Annotated in this window: 19 protein-coding genes; 4 read left to right on the top strand and 15 right to left on the bottom strand. The window is 70.1% G+C overall.

Annotated elements, in window-relative coordinates:
• Positions 1–6: 6 nt before the first annotated feature.
• The 9 genes from ACFVBH_RS04180 to tkt all read right to left on the bottom strand — a co-directional run bounded on the left by ACFVBH_RS04180 (position 7) and on the right by tkt (position 9,131).
• Entirely contained in the window at positions 7–426 is a 420-nt protein-coding gene (locus ACFVBH_RS04180; RefSeq protein WP_378999657.1) for a VOC family protein, read from the bottom strand.
• A gap of 246 nt (positions 427–672) precedes the next feature.
• On the bottom strand, positions 673–1,323 hold the full coding sequence (locus tag ACFVBH_RS04175) for a carbonic anhydrase (protein ID WP_354990997.1): 651 nt from the start codon (positions 1,321–1,323) through the stop codon (positions 673–675).
• A gap of 29 nt (positions 1,324–1,352) precedes the next feature.
• Complete coding sequence (locus tag ACFVBH_RS04170; protein ID WP_378999654.1) at positions 1,353–2,048, bottom strand: L,D-transpeptidase; 696 nt, start codon at positions 2,046–2,048, stop codon at positions 1,353–1,355.
• Positions 2,049–2,501 carry an NUDIX domain-containing protein gene (locus tag ACFVBH_RS04165; protein ID WP_378999652.1) on the bottom strand — a complete coding sequence of 151 codons (453 nt, stop codon included), beginning with the start codon at positions 2,499–2,501 and terminating at the stop codon, positions 2,049–2,051.
• 144 nt (positions 2,502–2,645) lie between these two features.
• Positions 2,646–3,380 carry a 6-phosphogluconolactonase gene (gene pgl, locus ACFVBH_RS04160; protein ID WP_354991000.1) on the bottom strand — a complete coding sequence of 245 codons (735 nt, stop codon included), beginning with the start codon at positions 3,378–3,380 and terminating at the stop codon, positions 2,646–2,648.
• Positions 3,373–4,281, bottom strand: coding sequence for a glucose-6-phosphate dehydrogenase assembly protein OpcA (gene opcA / locus ACFVBH_RS04155; RefSeq protein WP_354991001.1), 909 nt, complete (start codon positions 4,279–4,281; stop codon positions 3,373–3,375). Before opcA ends, pgl begins: the two co-directional genes overlap by 8 nt.
• Entirely contained in the window at positions 4,278–5,843 is a 1,566-nt protein-coding gene (gene zwf, locus ACFVBH_RS04150) for a glucose-6-phosphate dehydrogenase (RefSeq protein ID WP_354991002.1), read from the bottom strand. The genes opcA and zwf overlap by 4 nt, the downstream gene beginning before the upstream one ends.
• Positions 5,844–5,845: 2 nt before the next feature.
• Positions 5,846–6,979 carry a transaldolase gene (tal, locus tag ACFVBH_RS04145; protein ID WP_354991003.1) on the bottom strand — a complete coding sequence of 378 codons (1,134 nt, stop codon included), beginning with the start codon at positions 6,977–6,979 and terminating at the stop codon, positions 5,846–5,848.
• A gap of 7 nt (positions 6,980–6,986) precedes the next feature.
• Positions 6,987–9,131 (bottom strand): transketolase, encoded by a 2,145-nt coding sequence (gene tkt, locus ACFVBH_RS04140; protein WP_378999647.1) that lies wholly within the window; start codon positions 9,129–9,131, stop codon positions 6,987–6,989.
• Positions 9,132–9,711: 580 nt separating this feature from the next.
• Here tkt and ACFVBH_RS04135 point away from each other — a divergent pair.
• On the top strand, positions 9,712–10,698 hold the full coding sequence (locus ACFVBH_RS04135) for a heme o synthase (RefSeq protein WP_378999645.1): 987 nt from the start codon (positions 9,712–9,714) through the stop codon (positions 10,696–10,698).
• An 86-nt stretch (positions 10,699–10,784) separates the two neighbouring features.
• Here ACFVBH_RS04135 and ACFVBH_RS04130 read toward each other — a convergent pair whose 3' ends face one another.
• The 3 genes from ACFVBH_RS04130 to ACFVBH_RS04120 all read right to left on the bottom strand — a co-directional run bounded on the left by ACFVBH_RS04130 (position 10,785) and on the right by ACFVBH_RS04120 (position 15,152).
• Positions 10,785–11,573, bottom strand: coding sequence for a hypothetical protein (locus tag ACFVBH_RS04130; protein WP_378999643.1), 789 nt, complete (start codon positions 11,571–11,573; stop codon positions 10,785–10,787).
• A 305-nt stretch (positions 11,574–11,878) separates the two neighbouring features.
• The gene (locus ACFVBH_RS04125; protein ID WP_378999641.1) at positions 11,879–13,498 is read right to left on the bottom strand and encodes a hypothetical protein; all 1,620 of its coding nucleotides are present in this window, start codon (positions 13,496–13,498) and stop codon (positions 11,879–11,881) included.
• Between the two features lie 199 nt (positions 13,499–13,697).
• On the bottom strand, positions 13,698–15,152 hold the full coding sequence (locus ACFVBH_RS04120; protein WP_378999639.1) for an FAD-dependent monooxygenase: 1,455 nt from the start codon (positions 15,150–15,152) through the stop codon (positions 13,698–13,700).
• Positions 15,153–15,238: 86 nt separating this feature from the next.
• Here ACFVBH_RS04120 and ACFVBH_RS04115 point away from each other — a divergent pair, with 86 nt between their 5' ends.
• Complete coding sequence (locus ACFVBH_RS04115) at positions 15,239–15,841, top strand: TetR/AcrR family transcriptional regulator (protein ID WP_378999637.1); 603 nt, start codon at positions 15,239–15,241, stop codon at positions 15,839–15,841.
• A 21-nt stretch (positions 15,842–15,862) separates the two neighbouring features.
• On the opposite strand, the gene ACFVBH_RS04110 is transcribed toward ACFVBH_RS04115, so the two are convergent.
• Complete coding sequence (locus tag ACFVBH_RS04110) at positions 15,863–16,828, bottom strand: quinone oxidoreductase family protein (protein ID WP_378999635.1); 966 nt, start codon at positions 16,826–16,828, stop codon at positions 15,863–15,865.
• 87 nt (positions 16,829–16,915) lie between these two features.
• Between ACFVBH_RS04110 and ACFVBH_RS04105 the strand changes: the two genes are divergently transcribed.
• Both ACFVBH_RS04105 and ACFVBH_RS04100 read left to right on the top strand, forming a co-directional pair.
• On the top strand, positions 16,916–17,266 hold the full coding sequence (locus ACFVBH_RS04105; RefSeq protein ID WP_354991567.1) for a hypothetical protein: 351 nt from the start codon (positions 16,916–16,918) through the stop codon (positions 17,264–17,266).
• Between the two features lie 62 nt (positions 17,267–17,328).
• Positions 17,329–18,051: a GntR family transcriptional regulator gene (locus ACFVBH_RS04100; protein WP_354991568.1), complete on the top strand. Its 723-nt coding sequence runs from the start codon at positions 17,329–17,331 to the stop codon at positions 18,049–18,051.
• Between the two features lie 101 nt (positions 18,052–18,152).
• Here the strand turns inward: ACFVBH_RS04100 and ACFVBH_RS04095 are convergent, their stop codons facing one another.
• Positions 18,153–18,602, bottom strand: coding sequence for a PTS glucose transporter subunit IIA (locus ACFVBH_RS04095; protein WP_378999632.1), 450 nt, complete (start codon positions 18,600–18,602; stop codon positions 18,153–18,155).
• A 5-nt stretch (positions 18,603–18,607) separates the two neighbouring features.
• Positions 18,608–18,838, bottom strand: coding sequence for a glucose PTS transporter subunit EIIB (locus ACFVBH_RS04090; protein WP_378999630.1), 231 nt, complete (start codon positions 18,836–18,838; stop codon positions 18,608–18,610).
• Between the last annotated feature and the right edge of the window lie 4 nt (positions 18,839–18,842).

Genomic DNA, 18,842 nt, shown 5'->3' with positions numbered 1-18,842 from the left:
CGCGGATCAGGGCATCAGCTGGGAGAAACGCAGGTGATTGCCCCACGGGTCGCGGAAACCGCAGTCCCGCACGCCGTACGGCTGGGTGACGGGCGGCTGGGCCACCTCGACCCCGGCCGACTTCAGGCGGGCGAAGGTGGCGTCCACGTCGTCGGTGCTGAAGATGAGCGTGCCCTGCGCGCCGGTCGCGATCCGGGTGCGCGCGCCCTGCTGTACTCCGTCATTGGGCACCATTTCCGGCACCTCGAGCAGGAACTCGATGGTGGGCTGGCTGATCGGGCCCACCGTCAGCCAGCGAACCTTGCCGAACGGCATATCCTGGCGGACCTCCAGACCGATGGCGTCGCGATAGAACTCCAGGGCTTCGCGCTGATTGCCGACCAGCACACTGACGTGGGTCAGTGCGAGGTCCTTGCCGCTGCTCAATTTTTCTACTCTCTGTATAGCTCGATCGGATCGCTGAGGAGGAGTACGCCGAGCAATGTAGCCGACGTGGCACAGATTCGCGCGGAACGGATTTCGGGCGATGGCGGCGCCCGCTGGCTCGCTGTTCAGCGACGATGAGAGAGATTCGCTGCCGAGGGTACCCGTGGACGGGACATAGCCGTCATCGCGGCGGCGCGTACGCGGTGACCGCGCCCGCGGCCCGCGGGGAGCGCGGCCGAGCCGCCCTCAGTCCCGGGGTTCGGGATCGTTCAGCGTCGCCGATTCGCCGATATCGCCGATCACCCGGTGCAACCGGGCCCGGCCGTCGGCCAATTCGTAAGTCACACAGGCGATGGCGCACCCGCCGGTGGCGACCGCCCGCGCCACCACCATGGACCGCTCCATCAGCAACCGCCCGGTCTCCACCACGTGCCGGGCCTCGAGATCGTCGACGCTCGTCAGGCCCTCACCGCGCCCGATGAGAATGGACGGGGTGATCCGTTCGACGATGCTGCGGATGAACCCGCCCGGCACGTCACCGCCGTCCAGCGCGTTGATGGTCGCGTTCACCGCGCCGCAGCTGTCGTGCCCGAGCACCACGATCAGCGGCACGTGCAGCACCTCGACCCCGTATTCGATGGATCCGAGCACCGAGGAATCGATCACGTGGCCCGCGGTGCGGACCACGAACATGTCGCCCAGGCCCTGATCGAAGATCAGCTCGGCGGCCACCCGCGAGTCACCGCAGCCGAACAGGATGACCGAAGGCTGTTGCCCGTGTACGAGTTTCGCGCGTTCGGCCGCGCCCTGGCCGGGATGCTCGAGGGTACCGCTGGTGAAACGCTCATTGCCGGCGCGCAGAGATTTCCACGCGCCGATCGGGTCGGTCTGCGCCATGGTCCTCAGCATGGCAGCTCGAGCCGGATTCAGTGGGCGTACATGCCTATTACGGGTCGCCGATCGGGATGCAGCGTGGTGAGCAGGCTGCGCATGACATCCGCCGAGACCGCCACGCAGCCCGCGGTCGGCCCGTCGGTCGCCACGTGCAGGAAGAACGCCGAGCCGGCGGCGGAAACCACCGGCGCCCGGTTGTAGTCGATGACCAGTGCGTAGTCGTACGCCTCCCCGGTGCGGCCGAGGTTCTCACCGGCCGCTGTGTCGAACGGGCACGCGGACTCCGCGCAGCGGAATCGCTGGTTGTAGTACGGACTTTCGGTGTCCGAGACCCACCACCAGGTGTCGGACGAACCGACGGTGAGATACGGCAGCCATGTCGCCGGGGCGGGCCGCCTGCCGAAACCCTCGGTCAGCGGGAAGATGCCCTGCGGGGTGTACGCCGAACCCTCGCGCGCGTGCTCGGAGATGCCCTCGCCGCCCACCCGGGCGCTTACCGCGAAGGTCTGCCGCCACTCGCGCAGGCGATTCCGCTCCCACAGCTCCAGCATCGCGTGCGAGGCCCCGGCCCGCGCGGTCACCCACACCACCTGGGATCCGGGCACCCGTTCGGGGTCGAAGGGCGGTGCGTCCGGCGCCGGACGCGGCAGCATGATCAACGCCAGCAGCGCCGCTCCCACCGCGACCGAGGCCCGCGCCGCGCGGGCGCGAGTGGCGGACAGGCGCATTCAGCTCTCCGATAGCTGCGTCGGCCACCCGTACAGGCCGAAATTCTCCCCGCGCAGGTACAGATCCACCCCGGCGCTGGTGTACGGCACCGTGTCGGCGGGCAGCTGACCGATGGGGAACCACCGCAGGTCCGAGCACTTGTCCGGCTCGGCGTTGTAGGGCTCGCCCACCCAGCGATCGGCGTGGAAGAAGAACCCGACGCGGCCCACCTCGTCCGGCGTCCGCACGTGCAGGCTGGCCGCCATGCGAATGTCCTTGCGGGTGAGCGTGATCCCGAGCTCCTCGGCCGCCTCGCGGATCATGGCGGCCTCGAGGTCCTCGTCCGCGTCGAGTTTGCCCGAGGGCAGATTCCACAGCCCGTCGGAGTAGCCGGTGTTGGCCCGGCGCGCGAGCAGGACCTCGTCGCCGCGGGTGGCGATGAGCAGAACGTCGACGTGGCTGAGGTAGATCATGGTCGAATTCTTCCAGTCCGGTCGCGCGCACGGAGCGAACGGGCTGATCGTCGGTGTGCCGTGGGGGCGCGCCGTTGCGACACAGCACCCGCGGACGAAGAAACCGGCCCCCGCGAGGAGACCGGTTTCGAGGAACGAGCTGTGTCAGCCGGGCAGGTCGCTCGCGGCCGCGGTGTCCAGCAGCCAGGTGGTCGACTCGCTGCCGATCGCGCCCGCGGCCGGGATGTCCAGGGGCGACGCGCCGTTGAGCGCCGCGGCGACCGCGGCGGCCTTGGCCTCGCCCGCGACGATCAGCACGACGTGCCGCGAGCGCCGGACGGCGGGCAGGGTCAGCGTGATGCGCACCAGCGGCGGCTTGGGCGAATGTGTCTCGGCGACAACGAGTTCGCGCTCCTCGCGGGTGGCCGCGGTGTGCGGGAACAGCGAATTGACGTGCCCCTCACCGCCCATGCCGAGCAGATGCACGTCGAACGAGCCGTGTTCGGCCAGATACGCGTGCACCGCCGCCGAGTACTCGCCGGTGGCCTCGAGCACGTCCGGGTAGTCGCCGCTGGAGGTCTCGGTCGGATGCACCCGGGCGGGGTCGACCGGAACGTGGTCCAGCAGCGCCGCGCGGGCCTGCACCTCGTTGCGCTCGGGATCGCCGACCGGCAGGAACCGCTCGTCGCCCCAGAACACGTCGAGCTTGGACCAGTCGATCTCACCCGGCGCCTTGCGGACCCATTCCAGCAGCCCGATGCCGTTGCCGCCGCCGGTCAGCACGACCGAGGCGGAGCCGCGCAGGCGCTGGGCCTCCACGACCTGCGCCACGAAGCGCGCGGCCGCGGCCATGACGAGTTCCTCTGTGCCTGCGAAGGTTTCGACGACGGGCTCACTCATAGTTCACCTTTTCGATTCCGGTCAGGGCCTCGGCGTAGATCACGTCGGCATCGAGGTGGCGCAGTTCTTCGGCCAGACAGTCCCTGGTCTCGCGGCGGGCAAGCGCGAAACGCTGATCCGGCTCGCCGGTGCGGGTCAGGGTCGCGGTGCGCCCGTGCTGCGGGCGCGCGATCGAAATGGACACCGTCGGGCGCTTGACCTCCACCTTGAGCTCGCCGGTGCGGCGCACGATCGGGCAGTCCAGGCGCGCGGCCAGCCAGCCGGCCAGCATGTCCAGGGCGGGCTCGTCCCGCAGGCCCGACACCGTCACCGACTCGACGGCTTCGAACGGGGCCTCGTCCAGGGCGGCGGCCAGCAGGGCCCGCCAGTAGGTGATGCGGCTCCACGCCAGATCGGTGTCGCCCGAGGCGTAGGAGTCACGTCGTTTCTTGATGGTGCCCTGCGGATCCGGCGCGAACGTGGCGTCGGTGATGCGCCGGGTGGCCAGGCGGCCCACCGAATCCTTGGACGGGAACTCCGGGGCGCCGCGCGGCCACCACGCCACCACGGGGGTGTCGGGCAGCAGGAACGGCACCACCACGCTGCTCTCGTGGCTGACCAGCTCACCCTGCAACCGCAGCACGATGACCTCGGCCGCGCCCGCGTCCCCGCCCACGCGGATCTGGGCGTCCAGACGCGTCGCGGCATTGCGATCCCCGCGCGCCAGCACGATCACCCGGCAGGGGTGTTCGCGGCTGGCGTCGTTGGCCGCGTCGATGGCGTCCTCGGCCTCGGAGCTGTCCAGGGTGCACACCACCAGGGTGAGCACGCGGCCCACGGTGACCACGCCGTTGGCCTCGCGCAGCTGGATCAGCCGCTTGGACACCTCGCGGGTGTCGGTGTCGGGCATGTCGATGATCACGGCCGCCGCCATTCCCGCCCGCTGCGCGCGAGCATCTCGTCGGCCGATTCCGGGCCCCAGGTGCCGGCCTCGTACGGATCCGGCTTACCGGTCGCGGCCCACTGCTCCAGCACGGGATCGAGGATGCGCCAGGACAATTCGACCTCCTCGTTCACCGGGAACAGCGAGGGGACGCCGAGCAGCACATCCAGGATGAGCCGCTCGTACGCCTCGGGGGAGTCCTCGGTGAAGGCTTCGCCGTAGCTGAAGTCCATGTTCACGTCGCGGACCTCCATGGAGGAACCCGGCACCTTGGACCCGAATCGCATGGTGATGCCCTCGTCGGGCTGCACGCGAATCACGAGCGCGTTCTGCCCGAGTTCCTCGGTCATGGTCTGATCGAAGGGCAGGTGCGGGGCGCGCTTGAACACCACCGCGATCTCGGTGACGCGGCGGCCCAGGCGCTTTCCGGTGCGCAGGTAGAACGGCACTCCCGCCCAGCGGCGGGTCTCCACGGCCAGGGTGATGGCCGCGTAGGTCTCGGTGCGCGAATTCGGGTCGAAACCGTCCTCCTGCAACAGGCCCACGACCGATTCGCTGCCCTGCCAGCCCGCGGTGTACTGCCCGCGCGCGGTGGTCTGCTCGAGCGGCTCGACCAGCTTGGTCGCCGAGAGGACCTTGATCTTCTCCGCCTGCAATTGCTTGGGCTGGAAGGAAACCGGCTCCTCCATGGCCGTCAGCGCGAGCAGCTGCAACAGGTGGTTCTGGATCACGTCGCGGGCCGCGCCGATGCCGTCGTAGTAGCCCGCGCGCCCGCCGAGGCCGATGTCCTCGGCCATCGTGATCTGCACGTGGTCGACGTAGTTGGCGTTCCAGATCGGATCGAACAGCTGGTTCGCGAAGCGCAGCGCCAGAATGTTCTGGACCGTCTCCTTGCCCAGGTAGTGGTCGATGCGGAACACCGACGACTCCGGGAACACCCGATTGACCAGCGCGTTCAGGTCCAGCGCGCTGTCCAGGTCGTGGCCGAACGGCTTCTCGATGATGACGCGCCGCCACGCGGGCGGCTGATTCTGCGGGGCGATACCCGGTTGTGCCAGACCGTTCTTCGACAGCTGATCCAGCACCACCGGGAACTCGTCCGGCGGAATCGACAGGTAGAAGGCGTGATTGCCGCCGGTGCCGCGATCGCGGTCCAGGTCCTTCAAGGTCGTCGCGAGCCGATGGAAGGCCGCGTCGTTCTCGAAAGTGCCCTGGACGAACCGCAATCCGTCCCGCAGCTGCTGCCACACCTCTTCCCGGAACGGGGTGCGCGAGGAGGAGCTCACGGACTCGTGTACGAGTGCCGCGAACTCCTCGTCGGTCATCTCCCGGCGGGCGAATCCGACCAGGGCGAAACCCGGGGGCAGCAGCCCCCGGTTCGCCAGGTCGTAGATGGCCGGCAGCAGTTTGCGCCGCGACAGGTCACCGGTAACACCGAAAATCACCATGCTGCAAGGTCCAGCGATTCGGGGTACCCGGCTGTCCCGCCCATCGCGGAGCGGATTCCCCTTCGTGACCTTTGTCGCCGCGCGGGCTGCCACCGTCAGTTGCCTCCTGCTACCCGGAGCTGCTCGGTTGTGGCTTCGAGCAGTTCCTGCCAGGACGTCACGAACTTCTCGACGCCCTCGGTCTCCAGCACGTCGAACACATCGACCAGGTCGATGCCGACGGCGGTCAGCTGGTCGAAGATCGCCTGCGACTCCGGGCCGGTGCCCGAGAGCGTGTCGCCGGTGATCTCGCCGTGGTCCGCGGCGGCCTGCAGGGTCTTCTCCGGCAGGGTGTTCACCGTGTTCGGGCCCACCAGTTCGGTGACGTACAGGGTGTCCGGGTAATCCGGGTTCTTCACACCGGTCGAGGCCCACAGCGCGCGCTGGGCGTTCGCGCCGCCGGAAGCCCGCAGCTGCGCGAACACCGAGGTGTGGTCGCCGCCGTCGAAGACGTCCTGGTAGGCCGCGTACGCCAGGCGGGCATTGGCCAGACCGGCCTTGCCGCGCAGCGCGAGCGCCTCGTCCGAGCCGATGGCCTCGAGCCGCTTGTCGATCTCCGAATCCACGCGCGAGACGAAGAACGAAGCGACGGAATGGATCTTGGCCACGTCGTGCCCGGCGGTCTTCGCGTTGCGAATGCCCGCCAGGTACGAACCCATCACCGCGACGTAGCGCTCGACCGAGAAGATCAGCGTCACGTTCACGCTGATGCCCTCGGCGATGACCCGCGAGATGGCCGGCAGGCCGGCCTCGGTGGCGGGAATCTTGATGAACAGGTTGGGCCGGTCGACGATCTTCCACAGCTCGATCGCCTGGGCGACCGTGCCGTCCTCGTCGTTGGCCAGGCGCGGGTCGACCTCGATCGAGACGCGGCCGTCCTTGCCGTTCGTGGCGGCGAAGACCTCGGCGAACACGTCACAGGCCGCGCGCACGTCATCGGTGGTGATGGTGCGGATGGTGGTGTCCACGTCCGCGCCCTGGCCCGCGAGCTCGTTGACCTGCGACTCGTAGTCGTGGCCCTGCGACAGCGCGGCCTGGAAGATCGACGGATTGGTGGTGACGCCGACGACGCTGCGGGTATCGATCAGGTCCTTGAGATTTCCGGACTGGATGCGATTGCGCGACAGGTCGTCCAGCCACACCGAAACCCCGGCGGCCGACAGGGCCGCGAGATTCGCGTTCTGGGTCATGTTCTGACTATCCCTTCACCTTGGCGAGCGAGCGGGTGGCGGCGGCGACGACGGCGTCGGTCGTGATGCCGAACTCGCGGAACAGCGTCTTGAAGTCGGCCGAGGCGCCGAAGTGCTCGATCGAGACGATCTCGCCGGCGTCGCCGACGAAGCGGTACCACGGCATGGCGATGCCGGCCTCGACCGTGACGCGCGCCTTGACCGACGGCGGCAGCACGGAATCCTTGTACGCCTGGTCCTGCGCGTCGAACCACTCCACACACGGCATGGACACCACGCGGGCGCCGATGCCCTGCGCCTCGAGGGTAGCGCGCGCCTCGACCGCCAGCTGCAGTTCCGAACCGGTGCCGATCAGGATGACCTGCGGTGTGGCGGTGGAGGATTCGGCCAGCACGTACCCGCCCTTGGCGACGCCCTCGAAGGAGGTGCCCTCCTGGATGGGCAGATCCTGACGGGTCAGCGCGAGCGCGGACGGGCCGTCCTGGTGCGCGGGCTCGGACACCGAGAAGTGCGAATGCCGTTCCGCGGAGTCACGTTCCAGGATCGTGCGCCAGGCGTAGGTGGTCTCGTTGGCGTCGCCCGGGCGCACGACGTTCAGGCCCGGGATGGCGCGCAGCGCGGCCAGGTGCTCGATCGGCTGATGCGTCGGGCCGTCCTCGCCCAGGCCGATGGAGTCGTGCGTCCACACGTAGGTGACCGGGGTGCGCATGAGCGCGCCCAGGCGCACCGCGGGGCGCATGTAGTCGGAGAACACCAGGAAGGTGCCGCCGTACGGACGCGTCGGGCCGTGCAGCGCAATGCCATTGAGAATCGAGCCCATGGCGTGCTCACGAACGCCGAAGTGCAGGGTGCGACCGTACGGGTTGGCCTTCCACATGCCGGTGGAGATCGACTCCGGGCCGAAGCTCGGGGTATTCGGCATGGTGGTGTTGTTGGACTCGGCGAGGTCGGCGGAGCCGCCCCACAGCTCCGGCAGCACCGGCGCGAGCGCGGCGAGCACCGCGCCGGACGCCTTGCGGGTGGCCATGCCCTTGGGGTCGGCGGCCCAGGTCGGCAGCGCCTCGGCCCAGCCCTCGGGCAGGCTGCGGGTGGCCAGGCGATCGAACAGCGCCTTGTTGTCGGGGTTCGCCGCGGCCCACGCGTCGAACTGATCCTGCCAGGCGGCCTTGGCGGCCTTGGCGCGATCGGCGACCTGGTTGCGGGTGTGCGAGATGACCGCGGGGTCCACGTCGAAGTTCTTCTCCGGGTCGAAGCCCAGGATCTTCTTGGTGGCGGCGACCTCGTCCTTGCCCAGCGCGGCGCCGTGCGAGGCGCCGGTGTTCTGCTTGTTCGGGGCCGGGAAGCCGATGATGGTGCGCAGCAGGATGATCGACGGCTTGTCGGTCACGGCCTGCGCGGCGGCCACGGCTTCCTCGATGGCGGTGACGTTCTCGCCGCCCTCGACGACCTGCACGTGCCAGTCGTAGGCGCGGTAGCGCTCGGCGACGTCCTCGGTGAAGGCGATGCGGGTGTCGTCCTCGATCGAGATGCGGTTGTCGTCGTAGAACAGGATCAGGTTGCCCAGCTGCTGGGTGCCCGCGAGCGAGGACGCCTCGGAGGTGACGCCCTCTTCCATGTCGCCGTCGGAGGCGATCACGTAGACGAAGTGGTCGAAGGCGCTCTCGCCCTGTGCCGCTTCGGGATCGAACAGACCGCGCTCACGCCGTGCCGCCATCGCCATGCCGACCGCCGAGGCCAGGCCCTGGCCGAGCGGGCCGGTGGTGATCTCCACGCCGTCGGTGTGCCGGTACTCGGGGTGGCCGGGGGTGAGCGAGCCCCACTTGCGCAGGTTGACGAGGTCGTTCAGCTCCAGGCCGAAACCGGCCAGGTACAGCTGTACGTACTGGGTGAGGCTGGAGTGGCCGCAGGACAGCACGAAACGGTCGCGTCCCACCCACTCCGGATCGCTCGGATCGATCCGCATGACGCGCTGAAACAGCGTGTACGCCAACGGCGCCAGGCTCATCGCGGTGCCGGGATGGCCGTTTCCGGCGTTCTGGACGGCGTCGGCGGCCAGCACACGGGCCGTGTCGACGGCCTTCGTGTCCAGGTCGCTCCAGTCGGTGGGGTGATGCGGCTGCGTGAGGGCGCGGATGTCGTCTGTGACTGACACGACCGAGGTTCTCCTGACCTTCTCGTGAACACTGAGGTTGTCGGCGGCTTCGCTGGCGGGGGGATGCGCGATGCGCCGACACGAGCATCCGACAGCGCACCGGACTACTACCACCCTAAAGGGGGCCGTTTCCGCGCTATACGGGAACCCGCGTTCACCGGCCGTCGTGTCGTGAGTTCGTGTCCGGGCGCGGACCTGCCCGTGACCCGGCGTCATCGCCGCGTTCGGTGACACGCCCGGACTTACCCGTTCGAAAACTCGCGAAACGCCCAGGGCAGAACGTTTTCGCGGACCCGCGACACGCACTCGGGACGGCGACGGCGACCCGTCCGGCCGGGCACCGATCACAGCGGAGGCGCGTGCCGCGGGTGCGGATTTTAGAAAGAACGAGACCTCGCGACAGCGAACTCGCCCGGGCGTGGTGACGGCCACGCAGACGGAGGGCGAATTAGCGGTTGCGCGGCGTGGGTCTACCATTCCGTGTAGTAGTAGCCGCGCCGCCGGGGCCTTGACACAGGTAACGGCCGAGCGCGCTGCTGGTTCGAGACCGGATCAAGTGCACGGCGTGCGAGGAGAAACAGTGCGGATTGGGCAACAGCCGGGTGGCGCTCACGGCACCTCCGGGACGGTGCTTGCTGAGCGCGTCACGGGCAGTGGACCGCTGGCAGCCGGCACCCGCCGGGTCCTGGCCTACATCGCGCTCACCAAGCCGCGCGTCATCGAGCTGCTGCTCGTGGCAACGATTCCCACCATGCTGCTCGCGGATCGCGGCACCGTGGACATTCGCCTCATCCTGGCCACGCTGTTCGGCGGCTGGATGGGCGCGGCCAGCGCGAACACGCTGAACTGCGTCGCGGACGCGGACATCGACAAGGTCATGAAGCGGACCTCCAAGCGACCGCTGGCCCGGGACGCGGTGCCCACCCGCAACGCCGCGGTCTTCGGCATCACGCTGGGCCTCGGGTCGTTCGCGTGGCTGTGGTGGCAGGCGAACCTGCTGTCCGGCGCGCTCGTGGTGGCGACCATTCTGTTCTACGTCTTCGTCTACACCCTCGGACTCAAGCGCCGCACCTCCCAGAACGTGGTGTGGGGCGGCGCGGCCGGCTGCATGCCCGCCCTGGTCGGCTGGTCCGCGGTCACCGGCACCATCGCCTGGCCCGCCATCGTGCTGTTCCTGGTGATCTTCTTCTGGACGCCGCCGCACACCTGGGCGCTGGCCATGCGCTACAAGGAGGACTACAAGGCGGCGGGCGTGCCCATGCTGCCCGTGGTCGCCACCGAGCAGGTCGTCACCAAGCAGATCGTCATCTACACCTGGCTGACGGTGCTGGCGACCCTGGCCCTGGTCCCGGCCGCCGGCGCGATCTACGCCGCCGTGGCGATCGCCGCGGGCGCGTGGTTCCTGCTGATGGCACACCAGCTCTACTCGGGTGTGCGCCGCGGCGAGCCCGTCAAGCCCCTGCGCCTGTTCCTGCAGTCGAACAACTACCTGGCGATCGTGTTCTGCGGCTTGGCCGTGGACTCGGTCATGGGCTGGAACACCTTGGGCAGCATCGCCTTCGGCTGACGCTCGACCCGATACACAGCGAACCGCCGCCGAGCACGAGCTCGGCGGCGGTGTCGTTTTCGGGCGCTGAAACGACCGAACGAGTTTCAGGTGCTGGAGCTGACCGAGCTGTAACCGGCTGAGCGGTCCACGTCGGCCTGGTCGCCGGCCTGCTGCTCGTACCCGGCCACCTGGTTCTCGATGCCGGTGAACCCGGGGTCGGTGACTTCGTCGGCGTCCGCCGTCGCTTCGGCTGTGGGGGCCTCGAATTCGCCCGATTGCTCGAGGGGGTCCGGCTCGGGCTCGGGCGGTGCGATCGTGCGGGCTTCGGGGCCGGCCGGGGGCAGGGTTTCGAGTTCGTCGCGCAGGTCGGCCACCTCGGCGGCGAGGGCGTCGCGGACCTGTACCTGCTCGTCGAGACTGGCTCGCATGCCCTCGATCGTGTCGTTCAGGGTGTTCAGCCGGCGGTCCGCGCCGAGCAGGCGCCACTCGATCACCACGCGGCGGTCCACCTCGCCGCTGACGTTCTCCACCCACGACACCACGTATTCGAGCCACTCCGGCTGCTTGGGCATGGGCTCGGCCTCGGTCCACCCCTTGCGCAGCAGGGTCTTTCCCGACAGCACCCGCTCGGACCTGCGCCGGGTCAGGTCGTTGACGTGCACCAGACTCAGCTTCCCCGCACTGGTCACCGCCGCCGACACCCGGTACCGGCCCGCGAGATGCATCCGCAGCTCGGCCGTTCCGCGCCCGTCGGCGTCCATGATCCCCAGCCAGGGCCCCTCCGCCGCGTCGATGATCGACTCCAGCACCCCCAACTGCCCCATACCCCGTCGCAGCCGCGTAGCCCGCCGCCGCAGATCCTCGGGGGTATCGGTCATCTGATCCCAGTGCATGGCACCCACTCTCTTCTCGGCCCACCCCGAACAATCACCGGGTACGAACATAGCCGTGCGCGGGCGGAACACAGCCGCGCGCGGCCGCGGATCGCGCGCACCGCTGGTCAGCCGAGCAGGTGGCGCGGACCCGCCCCGTCCGTCGACGGCCGAATCGGGCAACCGTGGACCCCATCGGCGCGCAGGCGGTTCGACCGCCGCCCGCACGGGTTCGATCTCGAAGGCGTGAAACCGGGCGCCCGGGGCGTCGTCGCGGGCTCGGACATGGCATCGGGTCACCGGTCGGCGCGCGAGCCCGGGCGGCATCAGCAGTTGGGGTCGAGGGGGAAGCAGGCCGGGGGGACCGTGGTCTTCGGGATCGTGGGGTCGGTGGTCGTGGTTCCGCCGGTGCTGCCGCGCTGGGAGGTGGTGGGGCGGACGGGGGTGTTCGTGTCGTCGTCCTTGGTGGAGGTGGTGCGGCCGGTGCACATCACGGCGATCAGCAGGATCAGGAAGACCAGGACTATCGCGCCGACGATCGGGATGTCTCGGCGGCGGCGGGCCTTGGCGGGCTGGGTCGCCGATTGCGGGGTGTTCCAGATCGGGAAGCCCGGGCCGCCGGTCGGGCGGGTGGGGGCGTTGGGGGGCTGGGGCTGGGGGTTGGCGATCGGGGCGGGGGCGGGGGCGCGCAGGGGAGCGGCGGGCTGATTGCGCTGGGGCCCTTGGGCTCCGGGCTGTTGCGGGGCACGGGGACCGGTCAGGGAAACGCCGGGGCCCTGCGGTGCGCCCGGACCCTGCGGTGCGCCCGGACCCTGCGGTGCGCCCGGACCCTGCGGTGCGCCCGGACCCTGCGGTGCGGGACCCCGTACGGGGGCCGGGCCCTGGGGTGCGCCGACAGGCTGGCCCGGACCGGGGCGCTGGGGCGCGCCCTGCCCCGGAAACTGGGGTGCGCCCGGGCCCTGCGGTGCGCCACCCTGCGGTCCGGCGGGCTGGGGACCCGGGCCCTGAGGTTCGGCGGACCGCTCGGGGCGATCGGAGGGGGAACCACCACCGGTGATGTGCCGGTACGCCGCGACGGCGGCGGCGGCCGCGGCGCCCCCGGCGAGCACGCCGCCCACAGCGGCCTTACCGGTCGAGCCGCCCTTTCCGGACTTGCCCGACTTCTCGGACTCCAGCTCGGTGGTTTCGCCCGCGGGTCTGTCGGGCGCGGATTCGCCCGCGCCGGAACGCGCTTCGGCCGCGGCGCTCGGCGGCGCGGCGGGCGGGTCCTGCTGGATCGGGACCGAGGGGACCTTGACGGTCGGCGCGGCCGCCAGCGGCGGCGGGGAGGTCCGTGCCGACTCCGGCGGCGGGAAGCCCTCCGAGACCAGGTCGGAATAGGTTGCGGCGGCGGCGAATCCGAGCGCCCCCAGCGCCTGCCCGACCTGCGCGGCATCCCAGGAGGGCTCGGCGCCCTCGGCGATCGTGGTGAAGTACGTGCGCAGCGAGGACGGTCCATCGCCGATCAGCACGTCGATTCCCGGTGGCAGTTCGCCCTTCTCGAGTTTGATCCGGCTGCCGAGCTGCGGGCACAGCAGCACCAGGCCGCTCACCGGAACTTCCTCACGCCCGGGCGCGGAACGCAACTGGCGGGCGAGTTCGGCGGTCTGCTGCCGGACGCGCTCGAGCGGATTGGCGTCGCCGTCGATCGGCGCGGGTTTGCCGTCGACTGTCCAGGGCACGTCCTGCGCACAGGACAGGGTGCCGTTGACCCGCTCGGTGAAACCGTGCACCCCGACCACCACGCTGGTCTGCGGCGTCCACACCACCACGTCGGCGTCCTGGCACTGCACCACCGCGATCCCGGGCACCGCGTGCGGCCCGCTCCAGGATTTGAGCCAGTTCACCACGGTGCGCTCGGTGGCCGACAGCCGCGACGGGTCGTCGTTTCGGACCTTCACCAACATGCGAACCACCTCTGACCGATGCCTCTACCTGCCGCCCGCCCGAACGAACGCCGCGACAACCTTACGGCGTCCCGTGAGCGGTCGTGGCGAATCGTCTTGCGGTGCAGCAAGATCATTCTGCACGGTTTCGCCGAACGACGCGCCGGGGGAGTGCAACTGGCCGGTTGCCCGTGGTGGGCGTGCCCGAACGTCCGGGTGATCAGTTCGACGTGCGGGCGCCGACGTAGCCGTCGGGGCGCACGAGGATCTGGGTCCCGTCGGCGGCGTCGTAGGCGTGTGCGGCATGCCCGCCGGCGTCGACCAGCGCGTCCCCGGTCGCGGCGCCGGACCGCCCCACCCGGACGACTTGTGGTCGCACCCCGAAGGATTCGAGCGCGGGCGCACCGTCGCCGAAGATCAGCAACGTCGCGTGCGGTCCCCGGAACACCTCGAACAGCCGGATCCTGCGGCCGTCGGCGGTCAGCAGCGGCGCGTCCGGCGCGCGATCACCGGGACGCAGGGTCGCGGACCCGGTGTCCGGGAACAGCATCCGATAGCCGAGGTCGAGCTGGTGCGTCCCCTCCCGATCCAGCGCGTCCGGATCGCCCTTCACGGTCTTGTCCAGCAGCGCCGAGGAGATCCCGAGCACCTGCGCGGCCACGGCCCGCCGCTCGGCCGCGTAGGAATCGAGCAGCGCCTCGCTCTCCGGCCCCGGATTCCGCAGCGCGACTTCGAGTTTCCAGCCCAGGTTGTAGGCGTCCTGCACGCCGGTGTTCAGGCCCTGCCCGCCGGTCGGCGGGTGCACGTGCGCGGCATCCCCGGCCAGCAGCACCCGGCCGTCCCGGAACCGTTCGGCCAGGCGGGTATTGGGCCGCCACACCGTCGCCCAGCCGAGCTCGCTGAGCACGATGTCGGCGCGTCCCGAGCGCTCGGTCACATACCGTTGCAGCACGGCCAGATTCGCGTCGCCGTCCCCGTCGACCGGCGTCGCGAACTGGAAGCGCCGCCCGCCCGGCAGCGGGGAGAGCGCGATACCGGACATCGGAGCGTCCGGCCGGGCGAACCAGTAGCCGAAGTCGTGGTCCAGCGCATCGGCGCGCACGTCGCCGAGCAGCATGCGCACCGAGTCGTCGGTGCTGCCCTCGAAGGCGATGCCGAGCCGTTTGCGCACGGTGCTGCGCCCGCCGTCCGCGCCGACGAGGTAGGCGACCCGGAGTGTTTCGGAATCGCCGCCGCGGGTCAGTGTCGCGGTGACCCCGTCCGCATCGGCGGTGAAATCGGTCAGCTCCGTGCCGAGTTCGACCCGCACCCCGAACTCCGCCGCGCGCTCACGCAGCAGCCGCTCGGTGTCGGATTGCCCGAGCACCCACGGATTCGGTTGCGGCACCGCCGGAGTCGGTTCCCGCCATTCGGTCATGCGGCGCTCCATGACGAACTCGCCGCCGAAGAACACCCGCATGGTGGCCTGCGGCGACCCCGCGGCCAGGACCGCGTCCAGCACCCCCAGATCGTCGAACACCTCCAGGGTGCGCGGCTGGAGGCCGTCGCCGCGCGAGCCGTCGAAGAATTCGGCGGCCCGGTCGACGATGCGCACCGGTACGCCGCGCCGGGCGAGATCGATGGCGAGGGTGAGGCCGGTGGGACCGGCGCCGGCGATGAGGACCTGCGGCGACATGATTGCTCCAATTACTGAATTAGGATTCACTGAATGTTGATTCAGTATTATGGGTGGTACTTTCCGCTGTCAAGGAGGTGGTGTGCATGGCCGGGCGACGCCGGGAGAAGTCGACGGAGACCGAACACGCGCTCAAGGCCGCCGCGCGCGGATTGTTCGCCGAACGCGGGTACCTGAACACCAAGATCACTGACATCACCGCGGCCGCCGGGCGGGCGGCGGGCTCGTTCTACAACCACTTCGCGAGCAAGGAAGAATTGCTCCAGGCGCTACTGAAAGACCTTGCCGACGAAGGCGATTCAGCCGCCGAGCAGCCCGAGCACAATCCGGACTTCACCGATCCGGACGCGGTGCGCTACCACCTGGCCGCGTACTGGGGATTCGCCCGCAAGAACTGGGCGGTTCTGCGCGCGGTGCAGCAGGCGGCGCTGGTCAACGCGGATTTCGCCCGCACGGCCGCCGAGTTCGGCGCGCAGCAGCGCGCGGAAATGGCCGACCACCTGGACGGCTTCGCCGCCGCGGGCCTCGAACTGCCCGGCAGCCCGGACGCCAGCCTGACCCTGATGTTCCAGCTCGCCTCCGGCCTGCTGGAGGCGGTGGAGGGCGGCGCGATCGAGCTGACCGACGCCGAAGCGGTCGACACCCTGACGCGCTTCGTCTATCGCGGCCTCACCGGCCGCGACTGCTGAAAAGAGTTGTTGCCGCTACGACTACGGCAGCAGGACGATCGATCCCGTGGTCTTGCGCCCTTCGAGATCGCGATGCGCCTGCTCGGCCTGGGCGAGGGGGTAGCTCGCGCCGACGCGGATCAGCAGGGTGCCGTCGGCGATCGCGTTCATGATGTCGCCTGCCCGCCACAGCAATTCGGCCCGGTCGCGGGTGTAGTGCACCAGGGTCGGGCGGGTCACGAAGATCGAGCCGGCCGGGTTGAGGCGCTGCAGGTCGAACGGGGGCACCGGGCCGCTGGCCGCGCCGAACAGGGCCAGGGTGCCGCGAACGCGCAGCGATGCCAGGCTCGCCTCGAAGGTCGACGCGCCGACCCCGTCGTAGGCCGCCGCGACGCCCACGCCGTCGGTGAGTTCCCGTACCCGCGTGGCGATCTCGTCGTCGTAGCGCAGCACCTCGGCCGCGCCCGCCTCGCGCGAGAGCTTCTCCTTGTCGTCGGTCGACACCGTGGTGATCACCCGCACCCCGCGCGCGGCCAGCAACTGGGTCAGAATGAGCCCGACCCCGCCCGCGCCCGCGTGCACCAGCACGGTCTCGCCCGGTTCGGGCTTGTAGATCGACTCGATGAGGTAGTGCGCGGTCATGCCCTGCAGCAGCGCCGACGCCGCGACCGCCGGTTCCACGCCCGCGGGCACCGGAATCGCCACCGCCGCGTCCACGACGACCCGCTCGGCGTAGCTGCCGGGCGCGGCGGCCCACGCCACCCGATCCCCGGCCGCGAAGTCGGTGACGCCGGATCCGACGGCGAGCACCACGCCGCTGCCCTCGGCGCCCGGAACATACGGCACCGCCTGCGGATAACGCCCGGTCCGGATGTAGGTGTCGATGAAATTCACGCCGATCGCCTCGGTCTCGACCAGCAATTGCCCCGGCCCGGCCTGCGGCTCGGGCACCTCCGCGACGAGTAGGACCTCGGGACCACCGTGCTGGGAAACCTGGATGGCGCGCATGTGTCGTTTCTACACCCGGCGCCCGGACGGCCGCTCGGCGCGGCCGCCGTTCGTGGACTTCGATGTACCCATGGGTAAACTGCGGGCATGAGCACTACCGATGCACCGGCACCCGTCAAACTGTCGCCGTCGATCGTCGACTCGGTCAAGGGATTCGTCGCTGACCACGGCGGTTCCGCCACCGCGGTGCTGCAGCCCGTCGGCCGTATCGGCGTTCGCGTCACCCTGGTCGGCCAGGACGGCGTGCTCGGCGATCGCGTGGTGGGCGATCTGGCCACCGCCAAGGAACTCGTCGCGGTCGTGGACGGGCTCACCGAGGCCGATGAGTGGAACCGCGAACTCGTGAACCTGGTCACCCCCGCCAAGGGACACTGGGCCAAGATGGCCGGCTGGGTCGCCAAGCAGAAGCGATTCCCCAAGGCGCGCAACGAGAAGTAGGTCCCTGCTCACAGTCACCCGCTCCCGCCGGGCGCGGGAGCGTGCGACAAGACAAGGATGCCGTGTCGGGCCGAGTGACGAAACAGGCGCAGCTGCGCTCCGCGCTGACCACCCTGTGCTCCCAGTTGCGACCCGGCGAGATGCTGCCCAGCGAACGCCAGCTCTGCGACGACTACCGCGTCAGCCGCATGACGGTGCGTGAGGTGCTGGGCCAGCTCGATTCCGAGGGTGTCATCACCCGGGTGCCCGGCAAGGGCACCTTCGTCGCGGAACGGGTGGCCCGCTCACGCCTGCACATGGCCTCCTTCAGCGACGACATGCGCCGCCTGGGCCGCACCCCCAGCACCGTGGTGCTGCACACCGACTTCGCGCTGCCCCCGCCCGCGACGATCAACGCCCTCGGACTCTCCATGGAGGACAAGGCCTTTCACCTGGTGCGCCTGCGCCTGGCCGACGGGCTGCCGATCTCGATCGACGACGGCTGGTACCGCGCGGACCTGCTCCCCGGGCTCCTGGACCACGATCTGACACAGTCGCTGTACTCCCTGCTGGAGAAGGAATACGACTGCCCGATCGACCGGGCCGACCAAACGGTGCGCGCGGTGGCCGCCGACGAGCGCGGCGCGGGCTGGCTCGGCACCGACGTCGGCTCGCCGCTGCTGGCCTTCGATCGCCAGTCCTACTCCCGGGACCGCTGCGTGGAACACGCGCAGTCCTGGTACCGCGCCGATCGCTACCAGGTCTACATGACCGTCTCCGCCGGAGACGGCGGCCAGAACGACTGAGCCCCGGCTGCTTTCGCGGGTTCCGGGAAACCGCTGTCGCTTGCCCGAAACGATTCGAGCCCCGGCCCATCATGGGCCGGGGCTCGAATCGTTTCGGGCGTTCAGATGGTGTACAGCACCGCGCCCGTTTCCACGGTCCCGGTGGCGGCGTCGCGGGCCGAGCCCGGCGCGGTGTCCATCACCACCACCGGCACGACGGCGCTCAGGCCCATGCGGCGAACCGCGTTGGGGGAGAACGTCACCAGGGGCTGACCGATCTCGACGCGGTCACCCTCGGCGGCTCGTACCCGGAACAGCTCCGTCTTGCCGACGGTGTCGATGCCCACGTGCAGCAGCACACCCGTGCCGGTGTCGGACAGGATCACCGCGGCGTGCGGGTGCAGCTTCACGATCGTGCCCGCGATCGGGGCGACGACCGTGACGTCCGCGTCGGTGTCGGGTGGCTCGATGGCCACGCCCGCCCCGACCATCTCCGCCGAGAACACGGGGTCGGGCACCTCCGACAGGGGGATCGCGGTGCCGGGGAGCGGGGCGAGAACTCGGGTGCTCATGGCGGTCAGAGCAGATCGTTGATGTCTTCGGCCAGGGCGTCGGCGGTCGGGCCGACCACGACCTGCACCGCGGCCCCGGCCTTGACGACGCCGTGCGCGCCCGCGGCCTTGAGGTCCTTCTCGTTGACCAGGGACGCGTCCTTCACCTCGACGCGCAGCCGGGTGATGCAGCCCTCGACTTCGACGATGTTCCCGGCGCCCCCGAGTCCGGCGATGATCTGATCGACTTTCGACATCTTT

This window comes from Nocardia sp. NPDC057668 (assembly GCF_042799795.1).
Lineage (GTDB): Bacteria > Actinomycetota > Actinomycetes > Mycobacteriales > Mycobacteriaceae > Nocardia.
Note: the sequence above shows the minus strand (reverse complement) of the source record. Positions and strands in the feature narration are given on the sequence as shown.

What these genes read in the sequence shown, in the direction of transcription:
- ACFVBH_RS04175 (WP_354990997.1), bottom strand. Translation starts at nt 1,323, where the DNA reads ATGGCGCAGACCGACCCGATCGGCGCGTGGAAATCTCTGCGCGCCGGC.
- ACFVBH_RS04170 (WP_378999654.1), bottom strand. Translation starts at nt 2,048, where the DNA reads ATGCGCCTGTCCGCCACTCGCGCCCGCGCGGCGCGGGCCTCGGTCGCG.
- ACFVBH_RS04165 (WP_378999652.1), bottom strand. Translation starts at nt 2,501, where the DNA reads ATGATCTACCTCAGCCACGTCGACGTTCTGCTCATCGCCACCCGCGGC.
- pgl (WP_354991000.1), bottom strand. Translation starts at nt 3,380, where the DNA reads ATGAGTGAGCCCGTCGTCGAAACCTTCGCAGGCACAGAGGAACTCGTC.
- tal (WP_354991003.1), bottom strand. Translation starts at nt 6,979, where the DNA reads ATGACCCAGAACGCGAATCTCGCGGCCCTGTCGGCCGCCGGGGTTTCG.
- ACFVBH_RS04130 (WP_378999643.1), bottom strand. Translation starts at nt 11,573, where the DNA reads ATGCACTGGGATCAGATGACCGATACCCCCGAGGATCTGCGGCGGCGG.
- ACFVBH_RS04125 (WP_378999641.1), bottom strand. Translation starts at nt 13,498, where the DNA reads ATGTTGGTGAAGGTCCGAAACGACGACCCGTCGCGGCTGTCGGCCACC.
- ACFVBH_RS04120 (WP_378999639.1), bottom strand. Translation starts at nt 15,152, where the DNA reads ATGTCGCCGCAGGTCCTCATCGCCGGCGCCGGTCCCACCGGCCTCACC.
- ACFVBH_RS04115 (WP_378999637.1), top strand. Translation starts at nt 15,239, where the DNA reads ATGGCCGGGCGACGCCGGGAGAAGTCGACGGAGACCGAACACGCGCTC.
- ACFVBH_RS04110 (WP_378999635.1), bottom strand. Translation starts at nt 16,828, where the DNA reads ATGCGCGCCATCCAGGTTTCCCAGCACGGTGGTCCCGAGGTCCTACTC.
- ACFVBH_RS04105 (WP_354991567.1), top strand. Translation starts at nt 16,916, where the DNA reads ATGAGCACTACCGATGCACCGGCACCCGTCAAACTGTCGCCGTCGATC.
- ACFVBH_RS04095 (WP_378999632.1), bottom strand. Translation starts at nt 18,602, where the DNA reads ATGAGCACCCGAGTTCTCGCCCCGCTCCCCGGCACCGCGATCCCCCTG.
- ACFVBH_RS04090 (WP_378999630.1), bottom strand. Translation starts at nt 18,838, where the DNA reads ATGTCGAAAGTCGATCAGATCATCGCCGGACTCGGGGGCGCCGGGAAC.